This is a genomic window from Pontibacter mangrovi, from assembly GCF_006385705.1.
In the GTDB taxonomy this organism is placed as follows: domain Bacteria; phylum Bacteroidota; class Bacteroidia; order Cytophagales; family Hymenobacteraceae; genus Pontibacter; species Pontibacter mangrovi.
Genome location: NZ_VFRQ01000002.1, coordinates 183145 through 201017 on the forward strand (window position 1 = coordinate 183145; position 17873 = coordinate 201017).

Below are 17873 nucleotides of genomic sequence, written 5' to 3' on the forward strand. Positions count from 1 at the left end.
CCGGCAAAGTATGGTTTTATACTTTGCCGGACTTTCCGCTTAGCCAGCTTATACTAAAAGCAGCCCTACGCCACCAACTGCGATTCTTCGGGTGCTACCGTGGTCTGCTGTTGCTGCCGCTGCTGCTCCCACTCCTGCTGCAGCATTTTAGAGGTTTTGCGGCTGCCGTCGTGGCTCCAGCCCGGAGGGCCGAATACATACATAAACTTGTGCTTCCACGATTTCACGCTGCGCACATCCTTCCAGATATCGTTAAACTCATGAAAGTTTAGCGTGATAGGGTCGTGCTTGGTAGGCGGGTGCAGCACACCGAACTCCGTCTTCAGGTGCTTGTTTTTGTCCAGGTACGTGCCGAACAGCCTGTCCCAGATGATGAGGATGCCGCCGTGGTTGCGGTCGAGGTACTCGATGTTGCGGGCGTGGTGCACCTGGTGTACCCAGGGCGTGTTAAATATTTGCCCGAACACCGGAATCCTGGGCACCAGTGTGGAGTGCAGGAAGAACTGGTAAATAGAGTTAAACGACATGCACAGCGCGATCATCACCGGGTTAAAGCCAAGTATAGGCATCCAGATCCAGTAAATAGGTTTGTACAGGAAGATGGTCCAGCCGTTGCGGAAGGCCGTACCCAGGTTAAACTTCTCGGAGGAGTGGTGCACCAGGTGCGCGGCCCAAAAAATACGGATGGTATGGCAGAAGCGGTGGTGCCAGTAAAAGTTAAAGTCGTCGCCGACGAGGCAGAGCACCCACACCCACCAGGCCCAGCCCAAGTTTTCGTAGCCCAGAAACTCCACGCGCAGCGGCTCAAACAGCTTGTAGAACAGGAAGAACAGCCCGATCTGGTAAGCTTTGGTAAGCGTATTCAGCACGGCGGCGCCCAACCCCACCAGCGTGCTGGCCACAGAGTCTTTCAGGCTATACAGCTCTTTGTCCTCACGGTAGCTGATGTAGGCCTCGCCGGCTATCAGCAGCGCGAAGAGTGGCACAAAGTAAGTAAAAGGGTTGGGCATTTTACTGAATAGTATCTCCATAAACAGAAGGCGGGTAAATGGTAAAACAAGCAGTGCTGCGCCAGAACGAACACTGCATAATTGCCTAATTTACGTAAATTTATACTCCAGTCCTATTTAAGCGGGGCTGGCAACTAAAAGATAACACAGCTGCAGAAGCTACGGGCAACAGAAGTTGCCGCCGCTACTGCCTCACCCTGCCATAGTTACAGCCAAAGAGTCTAAACCATGACGCCACCCTTGAAAACCCGCATCGCCCCTACCCCCAGCGGCTATCTGCACCTGGGCAACGCGCTCTCGTTTGCTATTACGTGGGCGCTGGCGAGGCAGCAGAACGGCACGGTTATACTTCGGATTGATGACCTGGACAATGCCCGCTTCCGGCCTGAGTACCTGCACGACATCTTCGAGACGCTGCACTTTATGGGTTTGGATTATGATGAAGGGCCCGCCGATGCCGATGACTTTCTAAAGCAATACTCGCAGCACCTGCGCCTGCCCCGTTACCACGCGCTGCTGCAGCAGCTCGTGGAGCAGGGTGTGGTTTACGCCTGCCCCTGCTCCCGCAAGCAGTTGGCCAGCCTGCCCTCCAGCGCCTGCGACCTGCACACCTGCCGCCACGAACAACTGCCCCTGCACCAGCCCGACATCGCCTGGCGCCTCCGCATCCCCACGGGCACCCAAGTCACCTTTCAGGACCAGTTGCTGAAAAAGTGTACGATAAACCTTTCCGAAGAAATGCCGGATTTTGTGGTGCGCCGCAAAGAGGGCATCCCTGCCTACCAGATCGCCTCGCTGTCCGATGACCTGGAAATGGGTATTAAAACCATTGTGCGCGGCGAGGACCTGCTAAGTTCCACGGCAGCGCAACTGTATCTGGCGCAGCTGCTCAAGGCAGAAGGCTTTACAAGTATAAATTTTGTGCACCACCCGCTGGTAGCAGACCCCGAGGGCGGCAAGCTCTCCAAATCCCACGACTCGCTCTCGCTAACCGAAATGCGCAAAAGCGGCCTCAGCAGCAAAGCCTTTTGGCAAACTCTAGCACGCATGCTGGCCTGGCAAGAGGCAAACATCGTAGATGCCCAAAGCTTTTTGGATAGGTTCAGGCGGGAGGAGCTGCAGAAGTATGGACGGCAGGAGTTGAGGACGTAGGCAGCGTCTGGCTATAGTACTGGGTCTAACCACCGCTACCCCCTCCCGAAACAAGCCCGGCCCCGTGACTTGGCTAAGAAGAGGGAATTTCTGCGGACGATTAACCCACCCCTTAGAGCTACGCTCGCTACCTTCGAACTCCCGTTCTCGGTAGTCCAGAGGAGGGGAGTTCACCTCACCCCAGCTCTCTCCTTTATCGAGGGCCCCTAACCCCAAAACAGGAGAGGGAGTATAACACATATTTATGCCCTAGATTTCTCCCGCTGGTCGAAATGACAGCTTAGCCGTGGCTATCTTTCCGGCCTCACGCTGCTGTTCCGGACTTCCCAGTCCGGAACTTTAACTGCTGCGGACATCCTTGTCCGCGCTCCTGCAGTACCGGGCCCAACCACCCCTGCCCCTCCTTGTCCAAGGAGGGGAATTCTGTTTAAGCTCCGTCAGCAGTGGCTATCGAACCTGATCCCAGCCCTTGGGTGGGGGAAGGGCCCTCGACAAGAGCGCCTTCTAGATTTCCGGTGACGAAGGCATTGCGACGCAGGAGCAAAGGAAACGTAGACAGCGCGATGCCTGAGAGAGTTTACCCCGAAGCATTTCAGGGAGCCCTCCCGGCCTGGGAGGGCACTAAAGTATGAGGTGAAACGATAGGCTTGCTTGTAAGACTGAGGATGAACGTTAACCATAAAGAATAGCCTGGTTCAAATTGCAGAAAGCGGTGGCTATAGAAGTATAAACAGAAGTAAGTATTAAGTATCGCCAAAGTATAAAAAACACTGGCTGCAAGCCCGCGCAAGCGGAGGCTAACCTATAAGGCACAAGCGGACGCTTGGGCCAGAAAAGTAATGATGAAAGTATAAAAAAACGGCAGCCGCTTTATTGCAACTGCCGCTCCTTATAGGCTTGAAAAACCCTTACTGCGCCTGCACACTTATCGGAACCTCCAGGTTCTCCCAGCCCAGCACAAGTTCGTCGTCCTTTACCTCATACTTTAGCCGCTCGTTCATCTGCGCAGATTCCCGTGGCGTAACCTGTACCCGCAAGGCGTCCTGGCTCTCGTCATACTCCGTGCCCCACTGCTTGGTAACCTTGTTAAAGATTACCGTCCACTCCTTTTCGCCGGGAATGGCGTAGAAGCTGTATGTGCCCGCCGGCAGCGCCTCGCCCTCTACCAGCACATCCTTGTCGAACATAACGGTAGTGGCCTCGTTGGCCCCGGCACGCCATACTTCGCCGTAAGGCACCAGCTCGCCCCAAATCGTGCGGCCTTTCACACCCGGGCTGCTGTAGTTAACGGTTACGGTTGCCTCGCCGATTTTACCCGTAGCGGTGGCCGCAGGGCTGGCTTTTGTTTCCTGGGCATAGGCTCCCACCGACAGCAGAATGCCGAATAACATCACGCACAAGCTTACAAAGTTTGATTTTTTCATACTCCTTATACTTTAAGTTCAAAGAAGGAATACGTAAAAAGCCACCGCAGGTATAAAGTATATTTCTGATTATCAACAGAAAGTATAAATATACAGTAACGCAAGGCCAAGGCAGCTGCCACTGCACCCCGGGCTTCTATACCGCTGCCATGGCCTCTGCTGTTGCTTTCTCCCGTATAGGGAGAGAAAGTATAAACCGAAGCCCGACAGCACAAAAAACAAACGCCCATGCCATCATCCCCCTACAACAGCAGGAACACGGGTGCAGACTCGCACACGCAGCCCCTGAAAAACACGTACGGCCGAACCCGCTACACCACCGAGCCGGCACAAACCTACGGCACCGGCCGCCGCACCCAGGCTACCATTAGGAACAGGCGCAAAACCAGGTTCAGGAGAAGAGCAACAAGCGGCTCGGCGGTAGAGGGCGCGAAGAACAGGCTCAAGAACTTTAAGCAGGCATCTATCCTGGCGGTGGCCATTACAGGCTTTATCATGCTGCTGTTTGCGCCCGGCGAGGCAGGGCTGGCACAGGGCAGCGGGCAGGATACCGTTGATACCGTGGCCATTATTGAGGAAGTAGCCGTGGAGGACTTGCTCACCACAGACTCCGTAGCGCAAAACGCAGCGGCAGAAGACACCACTGCAGCCTTGTCGGGTAAGGAAGCGGCCGGCGAAGCCATCGGGGCGCTGCAGGGCATGTGGGACAGTTTTTTCTATAACCTGCCCAAAATGCTCATCGCGCTGGCCACCTTGCTGCTGGCCTGGGGTGCGGTGCGGTTGCTGCGGATGCTCCTTCAGAAGGCGCTGGGCCGTTGGGAGCGTTCCAATGCTATAATCTCCTTGTTATCAATAGCGGTATGGATGCTGGCCATAGGCATTGCCATTAGCGTAGTGGCCGGCGATATACGGGCGCTGGTAGGCTCACTGGGCCTGATTGGCCTGGCGCTGTCGTGGTCGCTGCAGACGCCGATAGAGAGCTTTACAGGCTGGCTCCTCAACTCCTTCCAGGGCTATTACCGTGTGGGCGACCGGGTGCGGGTAGGCGATGTTTTCGGGGATGTTTTTCGTATTGATTTTCTGACCACCACCGTGTGGGAGATTGGGGCGCCCTACCAAGCCGGTTTCGTGCAGGCCGAGCAGCCCACCGGCCGCCTGGTCACCTTCCCCAACAACGAGATCCTGACTGGCACTGTCATCAACCTGACGCGCGATTTTCCTTATGTATGGGATGAGCTGGCTTTTGCCGTGGCCAACGAGTCAGACATTCCGCTCTCAGTGGAGGTGATAGGCGGTGTAGCCGAGGAGCTGCTTGGCAACTACATGGTAGCGCCCGCCCGAAACTATGCCGCCATTCTGAAACGCGCCGGCCTGGATTACAACATCGCCGATAAGCCGCAGGTCTTCATCTCACTGGAGGAGTCCTGGACTAACATCATCGTCCGCTACCTGGTGGGAGCCCGCGAACGCCGCAAATGGAAGAGCGAACTATCGGTGCGCCTGCCCAAAGAAACGGCCAAACCTGAATACCGCGGCAAGATCATCCCGGTATACCCTCGGCAGCAAGTGCAGTTCATCACCCCTGAAGGAGTTCCAACTGCCGGCGGCTTCTCAGACCAGGGCGCTAAAAGCCCCTAGGCTTCACCTGTTTGAGTCTTCTGGAACAACCCAAGGCCTCTTCGTAGGCTGATTATATGTTAGCTTATACTTGCCGGTACAAGCCAGGTGCGCACGCTGCAGGGGTTAGCCTCCATCATACTCGCCTGCAGCAAAACAGGCATGCCTGCACTATTTTAAAGAGCAGTTCCGAGAAGCGGCTGGCGTAGGTAATGGTTGTGGCTCACTGTAACTTTCCCGCTGGCTGCGCGGTATGAAATCATACTTTAAAACAGACACTTATGAAAACATACTTTATCATACTTGCAGCCCTGTTTTTCCTGGCCTCCTGCGGCTCCGACTCCGCTGACGGCAACTATAACCGCGCCGCCGATGAGGACCTGATAGAAGAGCAGGTAGACACCGGCACCAAAGCCACCATCGACAGTGTAGCCCAGGCAGCCGAAGAGGGCACCATTCTGCAGCCACTACCCGACACATTAGTAAGCCTGCTGGAGCAGCGGCAGCCTGAAACGGAAGTAGCCACGCTCACCGATCAGGCGATGGCAAACAAGCGCCTGCAGGTAGACAACCCGCTATTCCTGCGCGGCAACCTGAACGGCAACAGCACCCCGGATTATGCGGTGCAGGTGCTGCAGAACGACTCTATCCACCTTCTCGCCTTCCTGGATTACACCCAAAAGCCACAGGAAGTGAAGGTGGCAACTTACCCGGCGCAGCAATTAAACGGCCGCCGCTACAGCTCCCTGCAGCTGAAACTGGCCCCCCAAGACTCGCTGGTGCGCAACCCGCGCCGGCAGAAAATCACCAACCTCAAAGCAGACGGCATCTCGGTGCTGCAAGACAACCGCACCACGCTCTACGTGTTGCAAAACGGCCGCTTTATACCTTTCGATGCGCAGGAGTAAGGAGTGATATTAGTAACTTGCCAGCTACAGCGCCTTGCTTCTATCCATAAGTTTAACTGCACCATACTCTAATGCCCCAATCCCATCAACTTGCCCGCCAGATCACGCCCCAAATCACCTCTCCCGGCGAGCATGAGCTGAACAAGCTGCAGCAGGAGTTTAACCAAAAGACAGCGCTGATAGACCAACTGAAGCAGGAGCTTGCGGCTAAACACCAAAGTATAAACCTGGCTCAGAAACGCATCGAAAAGGAGTTGCGGCCTATTATAGAGCAACAGCTGGAGAAGCGCGTAGAGCTGGCAAGAACGCTGGATGAAGCTTACGCACTGGCACTTTTCAGTTACCGCGAAAAGGAAAAACTGGCCGCCCTGATAGAGAATATCGCCTTTGAGCTGATAACCAACTATGAGCGACGGGACATGATCGAGCTGCACGACAGGTACGCGGAATCCACTTACAAAGAAAAAACAACTTATTCTGATGAAGACGCGCCAGATCTGGATGAAAGTATAGCGGAGGATGAGCCGGGAACAGAAGATGATTTTGAGAGCCTGGATGACTACGAGCGCATACAGGCTGATCTGGACAGGGAGATGGCGCAACGGGAGCAGGAGAAGCAGAACCGCCAGAAAAGCCGCAAAACAAAAGCGCAGCTAGCCAAAGAAGCCCAGGCAAAGGCCGAGCTCAGCAACATCAGCAAGGCCAGCCGCCGCGTGTATACCGAGCTAGCCAAGCAACTGCACCCCGACAGGGAGCTGGACGAAACGAAACGTGCCTGGAAAGAAGAAGCCATGAAACGGGTAACCCAGGCCTACCGCCACGACGATTTTTTTGAGCTGCTGCGGCTGCAGCTGGAGTTTATGCAGGAGCAGGGCCAGGCGCTGCACCAACTGCCCGAGGAGCAGCTGCAGTACTACGTCAAGATCCTGACTGACCAGGTAGATGCGCTAAAGGCAGAGCTTCAGGATTTCTTATTCGGCCCTAACGCAGGTTTTTACTCGCGCTTTGGCGGCACTCCCAAGCAGATGGACCAGAAGTTTAAATCGGCCAGAGAAGACCTGAACCGGGAACTGGAGCAGCTAAAGCAAAACCTCCGCACATTGCAGAATGATCCGCAGATGATCCGGGTGCTGCTGAAGTAAGAAAGTCGGCTCAAAAGACCTCACAGTGTTTCCAAAATCTTTGAGCGTCTGAAGGAATAGCCGCTGCTTTATAGCTAACAAGACGCTGTGAGGCCTGATTAAAGTATAAAACGGATTAGTTCGAGTGGTCGTGCAGTATTTTCCAGCCTCTGTCGGAGTGCTCCAGCACCAGGGTATAGCGGCCGCTTTGCTCCGTCGAGTCCTGGCTGGTGAGGATATAACGCCCGGTTACCAGCGCATGGCTGTTGCCTAATGGCCGCATCTCCAGGCTGTCGAAGCTTAAGGTAGAGGTAGGCGTGCCGGTCTCGGTAAAAGCCTCCTGGTAATACCCTTTCATCTCGCTCACCCCGATTGGCCCCTTCGGCAGCATAAACGTGGCCGCGCTGTCATAAACGGTAATAAACTCGTCTAAATCACCTTTATTCCAATCGGCTGTAATCGCCTGCAATGTGGGAATAACCTGCGTAAAATCTGCCTTTGGCTCTTCTTGTACAGGAGCTTCAGGGGTGTTGCAGCTGGTTGCAAGTAGCGCCGCCGCAAGTATAGCGCAGTTAATAGTGTTCAGTAGTTTCATTTTGTGCAGTGGAATTGGAAGTATAAATTTCGCTGTGTAAATATGCAAAATTCCAGATATACTTTACAGGAATTTAGGCAGTCCCCTATCGCCTCTTCTATTTTTTTCCTTAATTTAGAAAACATGGAAAGTATGCCCATAGGCAAGACCACTCCGGCCACCGGCATGCTTGCTCCTCATAACGAGTTTATAAACTTATTCCTCTTTGTATGAAACAGTTTGTTACGGCCTGTCTTTGTTGCCTGCTAAGTATGGTCAGCTTCTCCGGGAGCGCGCAATCAAACCCCATCACGCTTCGGCTCAACCACATTGCTGTGTATGTGCACGACCTGGGACAGAGTACCGCCTTTTATGAAGACGTGCTCCAGCTAAAGCAAATCCCGGAGCCTTTCCACGACGGCCTTCACACCTGGTTCTCTCTGGGAGACGCCGGTCAGCTGCACCTCATACAGGGAGCGGCCCAGAACATTCCGCGCGATAAGAACGACCACCTCTGCTTCAGCGTGGCATCCATCGAGGACTTCATCGCCAACCTCGACAAGCACCAGGTAGCTTACACCAACTGGCCCGGCACCGCCAAAGCCCCCACCGTGCGCGTGGACGGCGTGAAGCAAATCTACTTCCAGGACCCGGACGGGCACTGGATCGAGGTGAATAATGACAGGCTGGGAAAGTAGGTGCTATACAAACTTACTGATAGAATACATCTTCAGGCCATTTCTCCGGATTGCTCAGAATATAATCTCTGATCTAATTATAAGCTCTTTCATTCCGGATAATGTGATCGTGGAAGGAGCGCTGCCAGGAGAAGTCTGTTAAACCTGCTGCCCTTATTAGTTTAGTTGTCGTGGTTTTGTAGGCCCCTATTAGTTGAGACAGAGATTTGCTTTTGAGAGATAGGGAGAGAGGCGTTTCTGTTTCAGCTGCATGTCCTAGCGCGGACAGGTCGCGACCTGTCCCTACAGCATCACGGTCAATTTCCAGGATACCATGCACATGGTTCGGCATTACCACAAAAGCATGAAGCACCACATACGGATATTGTTCCTTAAGCCAGGTCCATTGCTGCTCTGCTATACAGCCATACTTATTTAGCTGCATTGTTTCGTTCACCACCTCACCAAATACACACGCTTTATCCTTTACACAGGAGGTCATAAAGTATAGCGCGTCCCTGCTGTAGTCAAACCCATTTAACCTGTTCCGTTTCCGATCCGGCCATTTCATGAAATGAGTATACGGCAGCAATCTCCATCTGATTGAATCAGAAATCCTCTGTAGGGACAGGTCGCGACCTGTCCGCGAGAAAGGCTGAGCGATGGAACAAGAACAGCTGATGAAGTATAGCCTGATTCTGTACATCCTGATTCAGATAAAATTGCGCAACCTTCTCCTCCTCCACACTGTTCTGATAAGACATTAACTTGTAGTATCTTTGTAAGGAAGACATAGCAGAACACGACTTGGTAAAAGTCCTGTGTTCTGCCTTTGCTGTTTTGTAATAGACCTGAATGAAAGTAACTGATTTTTTAGAACTGTACCGCCTCGACAGCGTGGTGCAGACCATTGCCGAACGCCTCAAGGCCAAAGAGCCATACCGCCTGCAGCTCAAGGGCATGGCAGGCAGCCTGGACGCCGTCATGGCGTCGGCAGTTTATACTTTAAATCCGCAGCACCAACTCTTTGTGATGCACGACAAAGAGGAGGCTGCTTATTTTTATACCGACCTCAAAAACCTGCTCGGCGACCAAAAGGAGATCCTGCTTTTCCCGACTTCCTATAAGCGGCCCTACAGCTTCGATGATACCGAGAACGCTAACATCCTCATGCGGGCAGAGGTGCTCAACCGTCTCAACAGCAAAGCCGATAAAGGTGAGCTGATCGTAACCTACCCGGAGGCGCTGACGGAGAAAGTTATCAACAAAAAATCTTTGGTGGAGAACACGCTGGGCGCGAAAGTAGGTGCCAAGCTGGACGTAAGTTTCCTGAGCGAGATGCTGGCCGAGTATGGCTTTGAGCGCACCGAGTTTGTGTACGAGGCAGGCCAGTACGCCGTGCGCGGCGGCATCGTCGACGTGTTCTCCTATGCCAATGACTTACCGTACCGCATCGAGCTTTTCGGCGATGAGATTGAAAGTATAAGAACCTTCGACCCGGACACGCAGCTGTCGGTGGAGACGAAGAAGGCTATCTCCATCATACCTAACGTGCAGACGAAGCTGCTGCAGGAGACCCGCGAGGCTTTCCTGGACTTCCTGCCCAAAAACACCAACATCTGGTTTAAGGATGTGCGCCTGACGCTGGATGTGATCGACGAGTATTTCGACAAGGCTTCGTACAACTTCGAGAAGATGATGGCCGGCAGCGGCGGCACGCAGATCGTGTCGGACCCGGAGCAGCTGTTCCAGACGCAGAAGCAGTTCAAGAAGCTGCTGGATAACTTTACAGTGGTGGAGATCGGCAAGCGCTTTCACTTCAAATTCGCAGAGGTGTTGCAGCTACAGGCCAAGCCACAGCCATCCTTTAACAAAGATTTTACCCGGCTGTTAAAAGACCTGCACGAGCACCAGGGCGCTGGTTTTGTAAACCTGATCGCCACAGACTCGCCGCGCCAGATCAACCGCCTCACCATGATCTTCGATGAGCTGGACCACGACGTGCGCTTCCAGCATTTGCCGGTTTCGCTGCGCGAGGGCTTCATCGACCAAACGCTTAAAATCACCTGCTACACCGACCACCAGCTGTTCGACCGCTTTTACCAGCACAAGGCCAAGGAGGGGCACTCCAAAACCAAGGCCATGACGCTGAAAGAGCTGCGCTCGCTGCAGCCCGGCGATTACATTACGCACGTAGACTACGGCATCGGCCGCTTTGCCGGCCTGGAGAAGGTAGAAGTGGGCGGACGTTTGCAGGAGGCTATCCGACTGGTATACCGCGACGACGATTTGCTGTACGTCAGCATCCACTCGCTGCACAAGATCAGCAAGTATAGCGGCAAAGAGGGCGGTCCGCCAAGTATGAGCAAGCTGGGCTCGCCGGAGTGGGAGAACAGGAAGAAGAAGGTAAAGAGTAAGGTAAAAGACATTGCCCATGAGCTGATATCTCTTTACGCCAAGCGCAAGGCCGCACCGGGCTATGCTTTCTCCAAGGATGGCTTTTTGCAGGCCGAGCTGGAGTCGTCGTTTATCTATGAGGACACCCCGGACCAGGCGAAATCTACTGAGGACGTGAAAGCCGACATGGAGCAACCGCACCCGATGGACCGCCTGGTGTGCGGCGATGTGGGCTTTGGTAAAACAGAGATCGCCATTCGTGCCGCCTTTAAAGCGGCTTGCGACGGAAAACAGGTGGCCGTGCTGGTGCCCACCACCATCCTGGCCATGCAGCACTTCCGCACCTTCCGCGACCGACTGGAGCAGTTCCCGATAACCGTAGACTACATCAACCGCTTTAAAACCGCCAAGGACACGAAGGAAACGCTGAAACGTGTGGCTGAAGGTAAGGTGGATATCCTCATCGGTACGCACCGCATTGTGAGCAAGGACGTGAAGTTCAAAGACCTGGGCCTGCTGGTGATTGACGAAGAACAGAAATTTGGCGTAAAGACGAAGGACAAACTTAAGGAGATGAGGGTGAACGTGGATACCCTCACGCTGACCGCCACGCCGATTCCGCGCACGCTGCACTTCTCGCTGATGGGCGCCCGCGACCTGAGCGTGATTGCCACGCCGCCGCCCAACCGCCAGCCGGTAAAAACCGAGCTGCACGTGTTTGATGAGGGGCTGATACGCGATGCCGTGGTAAGCGAGATGAAGCGCGGCGGGCAGGTTTTCTTTGTGCACAACCGCATCAAGGACATAGAGGAGATTGCCGACATGATCCTGCGCCATGTGCCCGACGCCAAGGTAACCTACGCCCACGGGCAGATGGAGCCGGAGAAGCTGGAAAAACGCATGATGAAGTTCGTGAACGGCGAGTATGATGTGCTGGTAAGTACCAACATCATCGAGTCGGGCCTGGACATCGAGAACGCAAACACCATCATCATCAACCGCGCACACATGTTCGGCCTCTCGGACCTGCACCAGATGCGCGGGCGCGTGGGTAGATCCAACAAAAAGGCTTATTGCTACCTGCTTACGCCACCTGTGGCCGGTTTGCCAAGCGACGCCCGCAAACGGTTGAGCACCCTGGAAGAATTCTCCGACCTGGGCGAAGGCTTTAAGATCGCGATGCGAGACCTGGACATCCGCGGGGCCGGCAACCTGTTGGGCGGCGAGCAGAGCGGCTTCATCACCGACCTGGGCTTTGAGATGTACCACCAGGTGCTCGACGATGCTATCAAGGAGCTGAAAGAAACTGAATTCCGGGAGTTGTTCCTGGGCGATAACCTGGCCGAGTTCGTAGAGCCGGTGCGGGAGTGCAACATCGAAACCGACATGGAGGTGCTGATACCGGAGAGTTATGTGAGCAACATTTCGGAGCGCCTGAACCTCTACAGCAAACTCGACAGCGTGAAAAGTATGGAAGAGCTGGAGAAACTCACGGCAAGTATAACCGACCGTTTCGGGCCGATGCCGGAGCAGGTGCAGCAGCTGGTGGAGATCGTGAAACTACGCTGGCAGGCGCAGCAGCTGGGCTTCGAGAAGCTCACTATTAAGAAGGAAGTAATGAAAGGCTACCTGCCCAGCGAGAACAACGACAAGTATTTCCAGTCTGATACCTTCGGCAACATCCTAAAGTATGTGCAGCAGCACCCGCGCCGCTCGCGCCTGAAAGAAGCCAAGGACAAGCTGATCGTGATCGTGGAGGACATCCAAAGTATAGAAGATGCCAAGGAAGTTTTTGAGGGGCTTGGCGTGAAAGCGCTGGTCTCAGCCTAAAGTAAACCCGAAGTATGAATCTGTTTAAGATGCCCTGTCATACTTTGGCAGGGCATCCTCATAAATAGCTGGCTTCAGGGACGGTAGCTGTTGGTGCGGCGGCAAAGTATAATCTTTTAAACATCGGTCTATCTTCAAACCAGCAAATTTTCGTATAGCCTTGTATGGAGGGATGTTTTGCCTTTCCAGAAATATAAACTATCTTGGACAGTGTATACTTCACCGATCCCCAGTGCACATAGGTGCGTATGGGTTAAATAAAAGTGCGACTTGAGGCGTTATACCCTGCGGGAGCACCACTTTCTGCGGCAGTGCCGCAAATACCTTTGAACAAAGTTTCCCTTATCTACTTTAAGTAACAGACCAAAGATTCCTACACGAGGTGGCCACCATGAAAGAGCTGAACACGATTCTACTGATAGACGATGACGAGACAACCAACTACCTGAACCACCGCTTGCTGGCCCGCCTGCAGGCAGCCCCCGACATCAGGGTAGTGATGAATGGCGAAGAAGCGCTGGACTACCTGGAGCATGCCTTCGCCGGTGTGGAAGGCTACCCTCGCCCCGACCTTATTTTTGTAGACATCAAAATGTCGGTAATGGATGGGTTTGAGTTTTTGGAAGAGTACCAGAAGTTCTCGGAAGAGCAGAAAGGCGAAACCGTGCTCCTGATGCTAACCTCTTCGGCCAGTTTCTACGACCTGGAGAAACTCAAGGCTTTCCCGGATGTGCGCAAGCATTACTCCAAGCCCTTGGCGGAGGCCGACGTGCGCGAAATTTTGCAGGAGTACTTTTAACCTGTTGCTAAACCGGCTACGGCAGCGGCTCCCTTACTAGCTAAGGGGGCCGCTGCTTTTTTATGGCCGATGCGGCCCGTTAACTATAGCCATAGCATTACCGTAAACTAAGTACCACAGTTTGTGGGCTAATACATTGTGAAACATCTAAATAAAGATACAGCTATGGCAAACAACCCAATGACACCGGACAATAACGAGAACCACGAGATCGGGCGTGACCTGTATAAGAAAGACCAGCAACAGCAGGGGCAGCAGCATACCCAGCGCTACGGCTACCGCGGCCAGGATACCCGCCAGTGGGGTGAGGGAAACTACTTCCATACCGGCCCAAACCCGCGCGGTGCCCAGGACAAGCCAGAGCATAAGTATGGCGAAAGCTACCAGCACGACCAGCACTCGACCTACGCCCGCGAGCGCAACGCGCATTTAGCCGACCACTACGGCAGCAAGCCCGGCAGCGCCTACCGCGAAGAGGGGCACTACCTGAACCACGGCAACCGCAGCGGCCACTACATGCAACGCCCTGAAGCACCCGGCGCACCTTTGCAAAGCAACCGCAGCGACATGAACGAACGCCGCAACGAGCCTTGGCGCGAGGGGCCCGGCACCCGCAGCCGCTACAAAGACGATGACTTCCGCTACGGCAGTGGCTCGCACAACTGGTACCGCGAGGGCCGTTATACCCCCGACAGCGACGAGACAGCTCCTTACCCACGCGAGCACCGCGGCTTTATGGACCGGGTAAAAGACACCTGGAATGACATCTGGCACTCGGACGACCCGCGTTACCAGCCGCGCCACCAGCACCAGCCCAGCCCCGCAGACCGCGTGGACTCGCATAAGCGCTATGGCTCAGAGCCTTACCGCGACCGCTACTACAGCAGGGGCTACGAGAGCGGGCCTCGTTGGGCCGATGAAACCGACTCCGGCAACGACAACTACTATAACGATATAGACAGGGACCAACGGTACCGCCGCTAGGGCCGTATAAGCATACCTGATTAGGTAGATTTGGAAGTAGATTAATTTGGTTAATGAGCAGGAGAGCTGGCGCTGAGCCGGCCCTCCTGTTTTTATTTCTCCCAAATTATGCTTATCTTAAAAAGGAACCTCCTGACTATCACAGCGTACACTGAAATTACCTGTGGTTTGTCAGGTCATTTTTTTACCATTTAAGAGAAACAAGCATGCAGCACGAAGAGCAAGACCCAAGACACCCGCACCACCGGGAGCACCATCCGCCGCGCCCGCCGCGCCCGGAGCACTTCCATGATTTCAGAAGCCGCTGGGGGGAGCCCGTACCGGCCATTTACCCAGGCCACCCGGAGTGGCAGCCAGAGGAGGAGCGCATGAGGCCAGACCGCCGCTTCCACCGCGAAGAGTGGCTACCCGAGCAGCAGCGCCACCACCAGCCGCACCCAGAGCATTTCCGCCGCATGGAAGAGCAGTATCCGCCACACCCTATTTGGCGCCAGCGCGACGTACACTTCGACCCCAGCAACCAGCGCGTGGAAGACCGTTGGTTCGAAGACCCGCTCATGCCACATCCAAACCGCAGGCAAACCCGCCATTACGATGGCTTCTGGCAAGACTACGAGGATTAGCCCGAACACACCAGAAAAGATGACAAAAGCCGGTATAGCCGGCTTTCGCTTTTTATACCATACTTGCACTGCCTGCCCTTCTTTTTGCCTAAGTTTATACTTTTGTAATTTTGTGGGGATGAAGCAACTGGAGAGTTTACTGCAGCAGGTGCGCGCCTGCCGCATCTGCGAAGATAGTTTACCGTTGGGGCCACGCCCCGTGCTGGCCGCCGCAAGCACAGCGAAGTTATTGGTAGTAGGCCAGGCACCGGGCACCAAAGTACACGCCAGCGGCATTCCCTGGGATGACCAGAGCGGCAAGCGCCTGCGGCAGTGGCTGCGGCTGGAGCCAGAGGTGTTTTACGACGCCTCCCAGGTCGCCATCATTCCCATGGGCTTCTGCTACCCCGGCAAAGGCAAATCCGGCGACTTGCCGCCCCGCCCTGAGTGTGCCCGGCACTGGCACCAGCAGCTGCTCGCCCTCCTGCCCGACATTCAGCTCACGCTGCTCATCGGCAAGTATGCCCAGGACTATTTCCTGGGTAGCCAGGCAAGGCCAACCCTCACCGAAACAGTAGCCAATTGGCACGAGTATCTGCCAACGTATATGCCCATGCCGCACCCTTCGCCACGCAACCAGTTCTGGCTGCGCCGCAACCCTTGGTTCGAGGCTGATGCTATACCTTATGTGCAGCAGCTGGTGCACCGTATTCTCTAGAAATATGCGTACATTTAACTGCCACAGCGCGCTGTGTACACCCAAAGCCAGCCTACGGTATGATAAACTACCCCACAAGCAAACTGCCTGATGTAGGCACCAGCATTTTTACGGTAATGTCGGCACTGGCCAACGAGCATAAAGCGATAAACCTCTCGCAGGGCTTCCCGGACTTTAATTGCCCCAAGCCGCTGATGGACCTGGTGACGAAGTATATGCGCGAGGGCTTTAACCAATATGCGCCGATGGCCGGCATGCCGCAGCTGCGCCACCAGATCGGCCAGAAAACGGAGCGAATGTATGGCTATCAGCCTGACCCCGACACGGAAATAACTGTTACCTCTGGTGCCACGGAGGCCCTGAACGCGGCCATCACGGCGGTAGTAAAGCCAGGCGATGAAGTAGTGTTGCTGGAGCCATGCTACGACAGTTACGCACCGGTTATCCGGCTGTGCGGCGGCTCCCCCATCTACGTGCCGCTGGCCTTGCCAAACTTCTCCGTGGACTGGGACCAGGTAAAGAAGCGCATCTCCTCCCGCACCCGCATGGTCATCATCAACACACCGCATAACCCCACCGGCGCCGTTATAGCAAAGCAGGATATGGACATGCTGGCCAGCCTAACCAGCGGCAGCGATATACTGGTGCTAAGCGATGAAGTGTATGAGCACATGGTGTTTGACGGGCAGCAGCATTACAGCGCGTTGCAGCACCCGCAGCTGCGCGAGCGTAGTTTTGTCGTATCGTCGTTCGGGAAAACGTACCATACCACCGGCTGGAAGGTAGGCTATGCCATTGCTCCGCCCCGGCTAACCGCTGAGCTACGCAGGGTGCACCAGTTTACCACATTCTGCACCGCTACTCCCTTTCAGCTGGCTATCGCCGATTTTATAGAGGAAGCGCAACACTACCTGCAGCTACCGGACTTCTACCAGGCTAAACGCGACCTTTTTGTGGAGCTGCTGCGGCAAACACGGTTCGAGGCGGTTCCTTCGGCGGGCACCTATTTTCAGCTGGCAAAGTATAGCGGCATCACCGACGCTTATGACCTGGAGTTTGCCAAGCGCCTGACCACCGGCACAGGCGTGGCCGCCATACCGGTGTCGGCATTCTACCATGACAAAACCGATCATAAGTACCTGCGTTTCTGCTTTGCCAAAAGCGAGGAGACATTAAGGACAGCCGCAGAGAAGCTGGCTAAATTGTAAGCTTTATTGCTTGATTGGTTAATTATTAACTTATTGCTTTTCATTTCTAATTTGCTCAAATTACGATAATGGACCTACGCGTTAGCATAGTACAAACGGAGCTGCACTGGCAGGACCCGGCGGCAAACAGAAGTATGTTTTCGGAGAAGTTGGCCGCTGCTGCCCCACAAACCGACCTGATCGTGCTGCCCGAGATGTTTACCACCGGGTTTAGCATGAACGCCACAGAAGTAGCGGAGCAAGCCGAGACTGATACGCTGCACTGGATGCAACAGGAGGCGCAGCGCCACGCGGCGGTGCTAACGGGCAGCGTGATGGTGCGGGTGGGCACGCAATACTTTAACCGCCTGTACTGGGTGCGCCCCGACGGCAGCTACGCCAGCTATGATAAAAAGCACCTGTTCCGGATGGCCAAGGAGCACCATGCGTATACTGCCGGCAAAGAGCGGCTGGTGGTGGAGTTGAACGGCTGGAAAGTATGCCCACTGGTATGCTACGACCTGCGCTTCCCGGTTTGGAGCCGCAACACCGACAACGCCTACGACCTGCTGCTGTATGTGGCTAACTGGCCCAAAGTGCGCCGCCAGCCCTGGAGCACGCTGCTGCAGGCCCGCGCCATCGAGAACCTGGCCTATGTAGTGGGGGTAAACCGCGTCGGCACCGACGGCAACGGCTATCCCTACTCCGGCGATTCGGCTATCATCCACCCCAAAGGCTACCCCCTACTGGAAACAGCCGAGGTGGAAGGCATTCATACGTTAACCCTAAGTAAAAAGGAGCTGGAGGATTTCAAAGAGGCTTTCCCGGCGCACCTGGATGCTGACAGGTTTAGTTTAGAGTGATAAGATTTGT

Annotated in this window: 16 protein-coding genes; 12 read left to right on the forward strand and 4 right to left on the reverse strand. The window is 54.7% G+C overall.

Annotated features, from left to right (window positions below):
• Positions 1-65: 65 nt before the first annotated feature.
• Entirely contained in the window at positions 66-1031 is a 966-nt protein-coding gene (locus FJM65_RS04350) for a sterol desaturase family protein (RefSeq protein ID WP_140619839.1), read from the reverse strand.
• Between the two features lie 207 nt (positions 1032-1238).
• Here FJM65_RS04350 and FJM65_RS04355 point away from each other — a divergent pair, with 207 nt between their 5' ends.
• On the forward strand, positions 1239-2162 hold the full coding sequence (locus tag FJM65_RS04355; RefSeq protein ID WP_140619841.1) for a glutamate--tRNA ligase family protein: 924 nt from the start codon (positions 1239-1241) through the stop codon (positions 2160-2162).
• 908 nt (positions 2163-3070) lie between these two features.
• On the opposite strand, the gene FJM65_RS04360 is transcribed toward FJM65_RS04355, so the two are convergent.
• Positions 3071-3586, reverse strand: coding sequence for a DUF2911 domain-containing protein (locus tag FJM65_RS04360; protein WP_140619843.1), 516 nt, complete (start codon positions 3584-3586; stop codon positions 3071-3073).
• A gap of 228 nt (positions 3587-3814) precedes the next feature.
• Here FJM65_RS04360 and FJM65_RS04365 point away from each other — a divergent pair, with 228 nt between their 5' ends.
• The 3 genes from FJM65_RS04365 to FJM65_RS04375 all read left to right on the forward strand — a co-directional run bounded on the left by FJM65_RS04365 (position 3815) and on the right by FJM65_RS04375 (position 7253).
• Entirely contained in the window at positions 3815-5224 is a 1410-nt protein-coding gene (locus FJM65_RS04365) for a mechanosensitive ion channel family protein (protein WP_140619845.1), read from the forward strand.
• A gap of 260 nt (positions 5225-5484) precedes the next feature.
• Positions 5485-6111: a hypothetical protein gene (locus FJM65_RS04370; protein ID WP_140619847.1), complete on the forward strand. Its 627-nt coding sequence runs from the start codon at positions 5485-5487 to the stop codon at positions 6109-6111.
• A gap of 71 nt (positions 6112-6182) precedes the next feature.
• Positions 6183-7253 carry a coiled-coil domain-containing protein gene (locus FJM65_RS04375; RefSeq protein WP_140619849.1) on the forward strand — a complete coding sequence of 357 codons (1071 nt, stop codon included), beginning with the start codon at positions 6183-6185 and terminating at the stop codon, positions 7251-7253.
• Between the two features lie 115 nt (positions 7254-7368).
• On the opposite strand, the gene FJM65_RS04380 is transcribed toward FJM65_RS04375, so the two are convergent.
• The gene (locus tag FJM65_RS04380) at positions 7369-7827 is read right to left on the reverse strand and encodes a YybH family protein (RefSeq protein WP_140619851.1); all 459 of its coding nucleotides are present in this window, start codon (positions 7825-7827) and stop codon (positions 7369-7371) included.
• Between the two features lie 209 nt (positions 7828-8036).
• Between FJM65_RS04380 and FJM65_RS04385 the strand changes: the two genes are divergently transcribed.
• Entirely contained in the window at positions 8037-8504 is a 468-nt protein-coding gene (locus FJM65_RS04385; protein ID WP_239022818.1) for a VOC family protein, read from the forward strand.
• A gap of 73 nt (positions 8505-8577) precedes the next feature.
• On the opposite strand, the gene FJM65_RS04390 is transcribed toward FJM65_RS04385, so the two are convergent.
• On the reverse strand, positions 8578-8985 hold the full coding sequence (locus FJM65_RS04390) for a transposase (protein WP_219855951.1): 408 nt from the start codon (positions 8983-8985) through the stop codon (positions 8578-8580).
• 353 nt (positions 8986-9338) lie between these two features.
• Here FJM65_RS04390 and mfd point away from each other — a divergent pair, with 353 nt between their 5' ends.
• The 7 genes from mfd to FJM65_RS04425 all read left to right on the forward strand — a co-directional run bounded on the left by mfd (position 9339) and on the right by FJM65_RS04425 (position 17863).
• Positions 9339-12710 (forward strand): transcription-repair coupling factor, encoded by a 3372-nt coding sequence (gene mfd, locus FJM65_RS04395; protein WP_140619855.1) that lies wholly within the window; start codon positions 9339-9341, stop codon positions 12708-12710.
• A 391-nt stretch (positions 12711-13101) separates the two neighbouring features.
• On the forward strand, positions 13102-13509 hold the full coding sequence (locus FJM65_RS04400) for a response regulator (protein ID WP_140619857.1): 408 nt from the start codon (positions 13102-13104) through the stop codon (positions 13507-13509).
• Positions 13510-13674: 165 nt separating this feature from the next.
• Complete coding sequence (locus FJM65_RS04405) at positions 13675-14493, forward strand: hypothetical protein (protein WP_140619859.1); 819 nt, start codon at positions 13675-13677, stop codon at positions 14491-14493.
• Positions 14494-14699: 206 nt separating this feature from the next.
• The gene (locus FJM65_RS04410) at positions 14700-15116 is read left to right on the forward strand and encodes a hypothetical protein (RefSeq protein ID WP_140619861.1); all 417 of its coding nucleotides are present in this window, start codon (positions 14700-14702) and stop codon (positions 15114-15116) included.
• 118 nt (positions 15117-15234) lie between these two features.
• Complete coding sequence (locus tag FJM65_RS04415; protein WP_140619863.1) at positions 15235-15813, forward strand: uracil-DNA glycosylase family protein; 579 nt, start codon at positions 15235-15237, stop codon at positions 15811-15813.
• Positions 15814-15872: 59 nt separating this feature from the next.
• Complete coding sequence (locus FJM65_RS04420; protein ID WP_140619865.1) at positions 15873-17021, forward strand: pyridoxal phosphate-dependent aminotransferase; 1149 nt, start codon at positions 15873-15875, stop codon at positions 17019-17021.
• Positions 17022-17089: 68 nt separating this feature from the next.
• Positions 17090-17863, forward strand: a complete 774-nt coding sequence (locus FJM65_RS04425; protein WP_140619867.1) for an amidohydrolase — start codon at positions 17090-17092, stop codon at positions 17861-17863.
• The last annotated feature ends 10 nt before the right edge of the window (positions 17864-17873 follow it).

Coding starts and splice junctions, on each gene's coding strand:
- FJM65_RS04350 (WP_140619839.1), bottom strand. CDS start 1,031: ATGGAGATACTATTCAGTAAAATGCCCAACCCTTTTACTTACTTTGTG.
- FJM65_RS04355 (WP_140619841.1), top strand. CDS start 1,239: ATGACGCCACCCTTGAAAACCCGCATCGCCCCTACCCCCAGCGGCTAT.
- FJM65_RS04360 (WP_140619843.1), bottom strand. CDS start 3,586: ATGAAAAAATCAAACTTTGTAAGCTTGTGCGTGATGTTATTCGGCATT.
- FJM65_RS04365 (WP_140619845.1), top strand. CDS start 3,815: ATGCCATCATCCCCCTACAACAGCAGGAACACGGGTGCAGACTCGCAC.
- FJM65_RS04370 (WP_140619847.1), top strand. CDS start 5,485: ATGAAAACATACTTTATCATACTTGCAGCCCTGTTTTTCCTGGCCTCC.
- FJM65_RS04375 (WP_140619849.1), top strand. CDS start 6,183: ATGCCCCAATCCCATCAACTTGCCCGCCAGATCACGCCCCAAATCACC.
- FJM65_RS04380 (WP_140619851.1), bottom strand. CDS start 7,827: ATGAAACTACTGAACACTATTAACTGCGCTATACTTGCGGCGGCGCTA.
- FJM65_RS04385 (WP_239022818.1), top strand. CDS start 8,037: ATGAAACAGTTTGTTACGGCCTGTCTTTGTTGCCTGCTAAGTATGGTC.
- FJM65_RS04390 (WP_219855951.1), bottom strand. CDS start 8,985: ATGACCTCCTGTGTAAAGGATAAAGCGTGTGTATTTGGTGAGGTGGTG.
- mfd (WP_140619855.1), top strand. CDS start 9,339: ATGAAAGTAACTGATTTTTTAGAACTGTACCGCCTCGACAGCGTGGTG.
- FJM65_RS04400 (WP_140619857.1), top strand. CDS start 13,102: ATGAAAGAGCTGAACACGATTCTACTGATAGACGATGACGAGACAACC.
- FJM65_RS04405 (WP_140619859.1), top strand. CDS start 13,675: ATGGCAAACAACCCAATGACACCGGACAATAACGAGAACCACGAGATC.
- FJM65_RS04410 (WP_140619861.1), top strand. CDS start 14,700: ATGCAGCACGAAGAGCAAGACCCAAGACACCCGCACCACCGGGAGCAC.
- FJM65_RS04415 (WP_140619863.1), top strand. CDS start 15,235: ATGAAGCAACTGGAGAGTTTACTGCAGCAGGTGCGCGCCTGCCGCATC.
- FJM65_RS04420 (WP_140619865.1), top strand. CDS start 15,873: ATGATAAACTACCCCACAAGCAAACTGCCTGATGTAGGCACCAGCATT.
- FJM65_RS04425 (WP_140619867.1), top strand. CDS start 17,090: ATGGACCTACGCGTTAGCATAGTACAAACGGAGCTGCACTGGCAGGAC.